This window comes from Fibrobacter sp. UWB2 (assembly GCF_002210425.1).
In the GTDB taxonomy this organism is placed as follows: Bacteria; Fibrobacterota; Fibrobacteria; order Fibrobacterales; family Fibrobacteraceae; genus Fibrobacter; species Fibrobacter elongatus.
Genome location: NZ_MWQK01000003.1, coordinates 419,116 through 428,979 on the forward strand (window position 1 = coordinate 419,116; position 9,864 = coordinate 428,979).

Below are 9,864 nucleotides of genomic sequence, written 5' to 3' on the forward strand. Positions count from 1 at the left end.
TGGAACACAAATTTAATAATTTCTAGATTATTTGCAAGATTTTTTCTTTTGAAATTTCGCCAAAAATGCGGATTTTCGGACTTATCCACAGTTTTTCGGCCGTTTTTTGGCTGTTGAAAAAGCCCATTTTTCGTGGGCAAAAAATGCCTTTTTTTGCTCAAATTTCAAAGGTTCAATATTTTATTTCAACTATAAAACCAAGTTTCCAACATTTTATCAACATTTTCAACAAAGCACAGTTTTTCTAGTTCACATTCCATATTTCAGTATGCAAAAAGATTTTTACATTACAAAATTTTACAAAGTTTTACCTTTCCAGGCTCCCCAACCCATTGACTTTCAATATTTTGAGATTTTCCGTCCCACCAAGAAAACCAAATTACGTTTTCTGAAATCTCCCCTATCGACTGTCGACAAACTATCACAAACGGAAAATTGATCACCGACCAACAACCAGGCTCCAAGTTGTCCTAAATCACGATAACGACCTGAAAAGATTTTTTACAAGACATTATATATAATATTTCTATCTTTTAATAAAGGTGTTTGGGGATAATTTCGAGGAACTTCTATGAAATACCCCCTTTTGAGGTCCCTGCTTACGCTTGGGGCACTCGCTTTGGCTTGTTCGTGTTCAGATGACAAATCGCCCAACAGTGGTGAGTCTTCTTTTGTACCCTGTGAAGACGCCTGGTACCTGAAAGATTACGGTCTTTTGATGTATCAGGATTTGAAAGTCACTGATCTTAGCGGAAATGAAGTCGGTAAGCTAGTCCCTGTTCAGGGAACTCTGGTTGCCATCGTCAAGGACTTGTCCGGCAACACCATCATCCCCCAAGTTGATCTTGCTACAACTCCGGTCCTCACGGGTGACCCGACAAAGTGCAACGCCAACCCTAAGCCGCAGCCAAGCACAGCCATTTCGTCCTGCATTGACGCTTGGTACTTAGCGGCCACCAAGAACTATCTCCTTTATGCAGACCTCACGGTGACCGATGAAGCCGGCACGCAGGTCGGCACAATCGTCGCATCCACGGGTTCTTCCCTCGTCAATATAGTTGACCTGTCCGGCAAGCCGATTATCAACAACATCGACCTCAATTCGCTCACGCTTATCCACGGCGACAATGTCCGCTACAAGATTTTGGAACCGGCCTTCCACCTGAAGGATGCAACCGGCGACTATGTGATTTACCAGAACACGGTCGTCACCATGCCGGACGGCACCCCCATTGGCTACGCCGACTTTGCAACAAACTCCATCAAGTACATCGACCAGGTCACAGTTCTCACTACGACCTCGAACATCCTTACGCTCCCGATCCTCACGCCGGGCGGAAAATGCGTAGACTACGCCGGTGTAGTCGCCTCCTCGTCGAGCACCAACCCGGTTTACAGCAGCTCTTCTGTATATAACCCGCCTAACCCGAACAGCAGCAGTGCAACACCGAAGAGCAGTTCTTCCAAGCCGAAGAGCAGCAGCTCCGCTCCTCCTCCGAGCAGCAGTTCCGCTCCTGTCACGAACCAGTGCCCGACTATCAAGACTAAGGGCGGTGGCGGTTCTGGTTGGGCTACCCGTTACTGGGACTGCTGCAAGCCTCACTGCTCCTGGCCAGAACACGCACACGGCAACTACTCCAAGCAGTGCACCAACAAGGGCAAGACCGAAAACACAAACTGGGGCGACGGTAGTATCTGCAGCGGCGGTTCCCAGATGACCTGCACAAGCCAGATTCCGTTCACGATTGACGGTTGCACCGAAATGGCATTCGCATTCGCGGCAGTTCCGGCAGCAAACGGCGGTCAGTGCGGTAAGTGCTTCCAGCTCACCTTCACCGGTACCGGCAAGTATTCTAACGACGCAAACATCAAGAGACTCAAAGGCAAGAAGCTCATCATCATGGCAACAAACGTTGGTGGCGACGTTCAGCAGGGACAGTTCGACATCATGATCCCGGGTGGTGGCGTCGGTATATTCAACGGATGCTCTAGCATGGGCTGGGGCAGCCAGGGCGCTCAATACGGCGGTCTCCTTTCTGATTGCGAAACCGAAACGAAGTACGCCGCAGGCAAATACAAGAGCTGCCTCACCGAAAAGTGCAACAAGTCCTTCGCCAACGACGAACAGGCAAGAAAGGGATGCCTCTTCCTCGCCGACTGGATGGGCGCAGCAGGCAACCCGGAACACAACTACGTCGAAGTGGAATGCCCGCAGGTCCTCAAGGACAAGTACTAATAAAAAAGTCTAAATCGGAACTAAACGCCCCGCACAGGGGCGTTTTTCTTTTTTGTAAGTCTTTGATAATAAATAAGTTGTGCGTAACTTCACATAATTACATTGTATAGTTCTTTTTACTCTTATTTACGAGCATTTTAGAGGATAAGATTTTATCTTTTACCGCGGATGATTGGAATACAGGGTGTGATATATTTACAAGGGCTTATTATATCATGAAGAATAGACTGTTCAAAACCCTCACAATTTTCGGACTTTCCCTGCTCGCTTGGAACTGCTCCGAAGATCTCTCCTCTGCCACACAAGCTGCAGCTTCGAACCTTCCGTTTACACAGGCAAAGCCTGCTTTGGAAGTCGATCAGACTTGCTGGATGCTTACTACTGGCTCACAGATTTTCCTTATCGTGCCTAATGGTACCAGCACGTACCTCGTCACCAACGAAGCTAGCGTTGCTGTAGGCACTTTCGATGTCGCTACTGGCACTATCGTTGATGCAAGCGGCTCCGCCGTTGTCACAAACGTAAAGCTTGAAACACTCCCTGTCGTGAACCCGGACAAGACCATTACTTATACCGATGGTTCCAAGGCCACCATTTACGGTGAAACGATTCTCCTTCCGGGCGGAATCGACCCGAACGCCTCCACGACGACTCCGGGCACAAGCGTCACTGCAAGCAGCTCCTCTGTCTACAATCCGGGCACGACGCTCCCCACGGTAAGCTCGAGCTCTGCCAAGACACAGACCCCGACCCCAGTCGCTTCTTCCTCTTCGCAGAAGACCCAGCAGCCTGTAGCAAGCTCTTCTTCGCAGCAGCAGCCGAAGTCCTCCGCAACCACATCGAACAAGCAGTGCAATGGCCAGTGCTATGACAGTGCTTCGGGCAAATGCGTTGCCTATTACGATCAGCTGACCGGCTCCAAGGGCGAAAAATACGCCTACGACAATGATTGCAAGGTAAACTGCTACTACGATCCTGAAAATAAGAATTGCCAGAACATGACCGGCTCTACACCTTCTCAGCAGCCGAAATCCAGCTCTAGCGTGAAGTCTTCTTCTTCACAGCAACAGCAGCAGGCAAAATCCTCTTCGTCTCAGCAGCAGCAACAGCCGAAGTCCTCCAGCAGCCAGCCGAAATCTTCGTCTAGCCAGCAGCAACAGCAGAACAACCCCAACGCTTCCGCCGAAGAAGCCAAGTACCTCAATGCAGGCGCCGGTGGACAGCAGGGCTTTGCCACCCGTTACTGGGACTGCTGCATGCCTCACTGCTCCTGGCCAGAACATGGTGGCGCCGCCAAGACTTGCGACGCCAAGGGCAAGACCCCGATCGGCAACACTAACGGCAGTATCTGCTCCGGCGGCCAGGGCACCACTTGCACAAGCCAGATTCCTATAATCGTGAGCGACAAGCTCGCCTACGCATTCGCAGCAACTCCGGGTAATGACGCCACATGCGGCAAGTGCTTCGCCCTCACCTTTACTGGTACCGGCAAGTACGAAACCAAGGCAAACCACCAGGCTCTCAAGGGCAAGACTCTCGTCGTGATGGCATCCAATATCGGTTATGACGTGCAAGGCGGTCAGTTCGACATCATGATCCCGGGCGGCGGTTTCGGTGCTTTCAATGGTTGCAGCCAGATGGGCTGGAACATCCCGAGCAACTCCACGACTTACGGCGGTCTCCTCTCCGACTGCGAAAAGGAAGTCGGATACAATGGCGACCTTTTGAACAAACGCAAGCAGTGCCTCACCGAAAAGTGCAACAGCGCATTTGCAAGCGACACCCAGGCCAAGGAAGGGTGCCTCTTCCTCGCCACATGGATGGAAGCAGCAGGCAACCCGAACCACACTTATAAAGAAGTTGAATGCCCGGCTGCTTTGAAGGCCAAATTCTAATCAAAAACGGCCAAAAGCGCTAAGCGTCATAGTCAAAACTTATAGAAGCACCCTCTCAAAGGGTGCTTTTTTGATTATGTCTTGAAATTATGGAAACTATTGTTTGCACACATTTTATGGCATATTCATAAAATTAAAGAATGCGTTATGACATTGACGTCATCCGAAAAGCTGAAATAGAACTTTTAGCACAGATGCAGGGAGCGACTTCCTTAACAAAGAAAAAACTCGCTTTAGACAGCGGGATTAGTCGTCAGCACCTTGGACTCGTCGCAAAGGGCAAGCGCAATCTTTCCGTCAAATCTTTTTGCGACCTCGCAGACGCTTTCGGCTGTACAGCCACCGAACTGATGTCCAAGCTAGAAGCTTTAATGTTGGAGCAAATCCAGCTCCAGACGCCTGCCGCAGCCGACAAGGCTAAGGGCATAAACTATATCAATAAAGCTATTCTGGACAAAAACAATCCAGGAAAAAAGCCTAAACTATAATCACAATCGCCTTTAGAATTGCTCAAGCAGCTGGATGCGTTCGGGCGTATCCGGGTGCGTGCAGAACAAGATGTTCGCCTTTGCAACCCAGCCCTTGAGTCCCATATTGTTATCGAATTCCTCGTCCGGATGGATGACGTAAAGCTGAGCAATGTCATTGCGCTGCACCGACATTAGCCCAGGATCATTGGAAATCTTACGTAGCGCAGAAGCAAGCGCCAAGGGGTCGCCACAAAGCTCGGCACCGCCGGCATCGGCTACGTACTCGCGCTTACGCGAAATTGCAAGGCGCGTAAACCAGGTGAAAACATAGCCGATAGAGCTCCAGATAAACACAAGCAGCAAAATAAGGATAAGATACGCATCAGCCCTTCCACTATTGCGGCTACGCTTAGATGAACTCCGCGGAGTATGGATCATGGCACTCATAAGCTTCAAGGAAACCGTCTGAATCGTCGCAAAAATTCCAACGAACACAATGCACACCACCATCAGGCGCGTATCGCGATTCTTGATGTGCGTAAGCTCATGGCCAACAACCGCCGAAAGTTCCCGATCGTCCAGCTTTTCAATAAGACCTGTCGTGAGCGTTATCGTGAATGAAGGAATATCGATGCCACTTGCAAAAGCGTTCATTCCAGAATCTTTAATAATGTTGATTTGTGGCATCTCGATGCCACCTGCAATGCAGAGATTCTCGACAATGTTGTAGACACGCAAGTTATCCTTGCGTTCAACAGGTTTTGCATGAGTGGCATGACGGATAATTGCAGTATTGGCACAATAAGCAATAATAAACCACACACCTACAATTTGCAGCGTGTATGGAATTACGGCCTTGAAGCAATGCCATATTTCGGGCCAGTGAAAAGTCCCATAATTTGTTTGCGATGCATGATTCGCAAGGCACCCCCCTTCAACAATGTTACAAAGCGCCCCAAAAAAGTCAAGACCCAGAATAACCAGAAGAATCATTCCCAGCAAAATCACTGGGAACATGAAAAGCAGAATCACCGTATTGCGGTTATTCCGCCAAATCTGGGTTTGAAGACCGACGTATTTCATTGAGGAAAATTAGAACTTCACCTCAGGGGCCTTTTCAAGCGTTGCCCTATTCTCCATTGCCTCGTACATGGCGGCACGCTTAAAGTTGAACATGCCCGCAATGATATTGCTCGGGAATGTTTCACAAGCGTTGTTGAATTCGCGAGTCGTAGAATTGAAGAAGCGGCGTGCAGCGGCAAGCTTGTTCTCAATGTCGGCAAGTTCCGTCTGCAACTGCAAGAAGTTCTGGTTCGCCTTGAGTTCCGGATAAGCTTCGAGTGAAACGCGGAGCCCGGCAAGCGCACCGGACAGAGCCTTGTCAGCGGCAACCTTTTCGTCGATAGTCGTTGCGCTCATGGCGGCCGCACGAGCGGCAGTCACCCTTTCGAGCACATCCTTTTCGTGAGTGGCATACCCCTTGACCGTCGAGACCAACTGCGGAACAAGATCAAAACGCTGCTTGAGCTGCACATCGATATTCGCAAACGCATTTTCGCGATTGTTGCGAAGCTTCACAAGCCCATTGTACATGGAAATGAAAACGGCGATGACGATGAAAATGACTGCGACTACGATAACTACGGTCATATAATCTCCTTTCTTCTTGTGGAAATAATATACATAAAAACAAGAAGAAAAAGAAAGCCCACGGAAGATATCCATGGACTTTAAATTCGTGATTTAATTTAAGTTATTTGCCTTGGGCGCGAACGGCTTCCGGCAGCGGCTTAGTATCTTCGAGCAGGCGATCGGCCCATTCGTCCCAGAACTTGCAGCGTTCGCCCTCGAGCTTCATCTTCGCAAATTTCACCGGTTCCGTTTCGACGGCGAGCGTTACCACAGATTCCTTGTAAGCCTGCGGGAGCCCTGCGACATGTGCCATGCGCTTCTTGAGTTCCGCGACGGTCGCATCGAGAATATCGACTTCAAAGCGGCGCTCGATGTAGCGGCGGGTAATGAATCCAAGCGACATAAAGTAATCGCCTTGGTTTCCTTCGGCAAGGTAATTCTTGTTGCGCAAATTCTTGAGAGCAAGTACAGCTTCTTCGTACGGCGGGAGCTGCGGAGCTTCACCGCGCTTTGCAAATTTCTTGTGCAAGAACCAGCCAAGGAATACGAGCAATGCAACACCAAGCACAGCGAGCAATACATAAAGCCACTGCGGGAGTCTCGGGTCGCTCAGCGGGTCTTCCACTTCGAGAATATCAGCTTCTTCGCCAGTCGTACGATTAGAAACCTTGACCGCGACCGGGTCCGTATGCGTCTTGACTGTATCCGTTCCGACAACGGCATTCACTTCTTGCGGGGCAATCAAAAAGTCGCCGCTTACAAATGTATTGAGCGTTGCAAGCCAAGTGAACTTCGCAGTGCCTTTGGGCATGCCCTCGGTAATTTTTTCATTCTTCATTTCCTTGACTTCAAAGCTGCCAAGGTTACCGACAAAACTCGGCAAATCGACAATCGCATTTTCAGGCGCCGTGACCTGGATTTCGTAATTAAACTTGTCGCCGATAAAGACCTGTGCGTTATCGACATTTGCCTTGACCGTCAAGTCAAAAGCATGGGCAGAAACAACTAAAAGTACCGCAAGCGAAAAAAGGAATTTAAAATTTTTCATTGAAATAAAACGAGACATTTTAAACCTCAAAAAGGAATATACAAAAAAATAAAATCTTAAACAAATCGCAACCGCTACACATCGCGGCACTTCTCCTACCGCTTACCAATCACTTTCTTCAGTATTCTCTGGCTGCGTAGCGCAACAGTCGGGTGTTCCCTGTAAATCGATGCAAAAAGTTTCGTGTACGGGATTTCGCATTCGGCAAGTTCCTGCATGGCAGCTTTCGCCTTCTGCTTCCCTACTTCCTTAAACGCATATGCATCTGCTTCGAATTCCTGATTCCAGCAATACCAATTGAAAAAGTAGCGGAACGGGATTGCCACCAAATGGAGCCACAGAATCGCTTCGAAAAAGCTCCAATTCCAGCGAGTGACCATCGCCGCCAAGAACCAGACGGCAACCATCAAAAACGCCACCTTCATCAGGTTACGTAAAATCGAGTGGCGCAAAACGCGATGACCTTCTTCATGCTTTTCCACGAACAAACTAGTCGGAGGATCGCTGCGATTCTCAGGCAAAGGTACAATGTCATTTACTAGCGGGATCAATCGCAACACGGCAAAAAAGCCACCGCGCAACTGCGTGAGCCTGCGTTCACGAATTTCAAGAAGCGTCCGTAAAACAACTTCTAGACAAAGTAATACATATAACAACATAACAGAAATACGCGCAGTTCAATCTATGCTTAAGCAAGATTTTTCACGAATGCACTCAAACGCTTTGCCGATTCTTCGAGACGCGTCCTCTCCCATTCCATGAATCCCTTGTCCACCGGATGGGCACTGTCGTAATCATCGAAAATCTTGCGGCCGCGTTCGTTATCGCGATCCAGGCCATGGCTCACATTATCGAACCATTCCTTGTCGAGCTGTCTGTAACGTTTGACCAAGTCATCCATCGTTTCGGGGAGCGTCACGACTCGTGCAATTTCCTTGTTCGTATCGCCAAGCAGCTTGCGCAATTCACGCGGAGACTGCTTCGAGAGTGATTCGTCGCCTTCCACAAGCGTAAGCATCAAGTCGAGTACATAGCGTTCAAGGTATTCACCATACGTCTTGATGGCGCTCTGGCGCACGCGCTCGCGCATAAAGTTTTCACCGAGCCCGTCAATATCAGATTTCGTATAAACGTCCTTGACATTTGATACTTGCAAGCGGTTGTATGCATCAAACACCAAGCGAGCCGTTTCAGGATTGTAAATCGAGTAGAACGTTGAGGGTACAAGGCCCTTGCCACGGATAGCATACTTATACGCATTGCGGTCAAGCGCATACGCATTCTTTGCATAGTTCCAGCCCGGCACAATTTCGTTTAAACGCGGAGCCACACCCACCAGCTGCGGGTCGCCCGCATGAATCAGCGAGAACGGGAACTTGAGACGCTGCGGCAAAGTCGTGAGCCCACTTGCAATCAAAGTAAACGGAGACTCGCGGAAATTCGACGGGAACTTGATGTTCACGCCAAGACCAAAGAACATGCCCTGGCCCGGCATTACTTCCTGGTCTGGCATGCGGCCCGTGTGATTGCTACCGACGTTTGCACCATAGCCCAAGTTACCACAGCCTTCCGGCCAGAGCGCCGCAATCAAAAGCGAATGGTGGTGCATCTGCGTCATCGGTCCCATGTAAGAACTGTTGACTTCACCTTCTTCGATATGGCAGCACGGCGCAATGATAGACGACTTCACAATCGCCTTGCAGCCGACCTTGCAACGGCTCATCAGCACAGAGCTCTGGACCTCGGCACCCGTGTGTACCTTCACCCCCATCTGCACATTCGTATTTTCGAGAATCACGGAATCGTAGACATGGCTCGATTCTTCGAGCGAACTCATGATGATGGAATTGCGAATCTTTGCAGCACCTTCGATGCGGGCATGCGCACCAATCCAGCTATTGCGGATAATGTTCGTATTCGAGACGACCGCGCCCTTGCCCACAATTCCAAACGGGAGCGCAAGTTCAGACCTGTAGGTACTGAGCATTTCGACAAACGAATCCTGGACACCCTGTTCTGCCTTGTGGAACAATTGCAAGTCGACAAGCTCCGTCGTGAGTTCCGGGAACACCAGCACCTCACGGCCGCCCATCTCGTTACCCACGTTAATCGACGAACCGACCATGTAATTAATCTTGCCGCTGCTCACAAGCGTGCCTACGTTATGCACAACTGAACTGCTGCGCACAAGCACATTGCTAAGCATCGAGACCTTATAAATCAAGGCATTCTCGATAATGCAGTTGTGGACCATGCAGTCATAGATACCTGTAGCGACTGAAACATCGCCCGGCAAAAGGAGCGTGCCGAAGAACTTCGGGAGGCGCACATCACCCATAAAGCTCGAACGGAAAATACGGTTCGGGTCAAAGTCCGGCTCGACCAAAACCTTAGTCCAGTCATCGCAACTGTTCCCGTTTTTCTCCAAAATCTGGATTTCGAAAGCCGTCATCGGACGGTACTTGCCAGTCGCTGACTTAATGACCTTAAAATTCTCGACCGAAGTAGCCAAAACACTGCTCTTCAGCGCTTTTTTCAATTTTAACAATCGCTGCATGGTTAAAAAATAGACTAAATTAGGGG

At 49.4% G+C, this 9,864-nt stretch carries 8 protein-coding genes; 3 read left to right on the top strand and 5 right to left on the bottom strand.

Going from position 1 to position 9,864, the window contains the following annotated elements; genetic code table 11:
• The first annotated feature begins 571 nt into the window (after nt 1-571).
• From B7982_RS07950 to B7982_RS07960, 3 genes are all read left to right on the top strand, one after another.
• Complete coding sequence (locus B7982_RS07950; RefSeq protein ID WP_088660258.1) at nt 572-2,236, top strand: glycosyl hydrolase family 5; 1,665 nt, start codon at nt 572-574, stop codon at nt 2,234-2,236.
• A gap of 215 nt (nt 2,237-2,451) precedes the next feature.
• Nucleotides 2,452-4,131: a glycosyl hydrolase family 5 gene (locus B7982_RS07955; RefSeq protein ID WP_088660259.1), complete on the top strand. Its 1,680-nt coding sequence runs from the start codon at nt 2,452-2,454 to the stop codon at nt 4,129-4,131.
• A 140-nt stretch (nt 4,132-4,271) separates the two neighbouring features.
• Nucleotides 4,272-4,619, top strand: coding sequence for a helix-turn-helix domain-containing protein (locus B7982_RS07960; RefSeq protein ID WP_088660260.1), 348 nt, complete (start codon nt 4,272-4,274; stop codon nt 4,617-4,619).
• Nucleotides 4,620-4,631: 12 nt separating this feature from the next.
• Here the strand turns inward: B7982_RS07960 and B7982_RS07965 are convergent, their stop codons facing one another.
• The 5 genes from B7982_RS07965 to B7982_RS07985 form a co-directional block, all read right to left on the bottom strand.
• Nucleotides 4,632-5,684, bottom strand: coding sequence for a M48 family metallopeptidase (locus tag B7982_RS07965; protein ID WP_088660261.1), 1,053 nt, complete (start codon nt 5,682-5,684; stop codon nt 4,632-4,634).
• Between the two features lie 9 nt (nt 5,685-5,693).
• Nucleotides 5,694-6,251, bottom strand: a complete 558-nt coding sequence (locus tag B7982_RS07970) for a LemA family protein (protein WP_088660322.1) — start codon at nt 6,249-6,251, stop codon at nt 5,694-5,696.
• A gap of 103 nt (nt 6,252-6,354) precedes the next feature.
• Nucleotides 6,355-7,281: a hypothetical protein gene (locus tag B7982_RS07975; protein WP_233138435.1), complete on the bottom strand. Its 927-nt coding sequence runs from the start codon at nt 7,279-7,281 to the stop codon at nt 6,355-6,357.
• A gap of 95 nt (nt 7,282-7,376) precedes the next feature.
• Complete coding sequence (locus B7982_RS07980) at nt 7,377-7,940, bottom strand: M48 family metalloprotease (protein WP_088660263.1); 564 nt, start codon at nt 7,938-7,940, stop codon at nt 7,377-7,379.
• Between the two features lie 29 nt (nt 7,941-7,969).
• Nucleotides 7,970-9,838 carry a DUF4954 family protein gene (locus tag B7982_RS07985; protein ID WP_088660323.1) on the bottom strand — a complete coding sequence of 623 codons (1,869 nt, stop codon included), beginning with the start codon at nt 9,836-9,838 and terminating at the stop codon, nt 7,970-7,972.
• Nucleotides 9,839-9,864 lie beyond the last annotated feature (26 nt).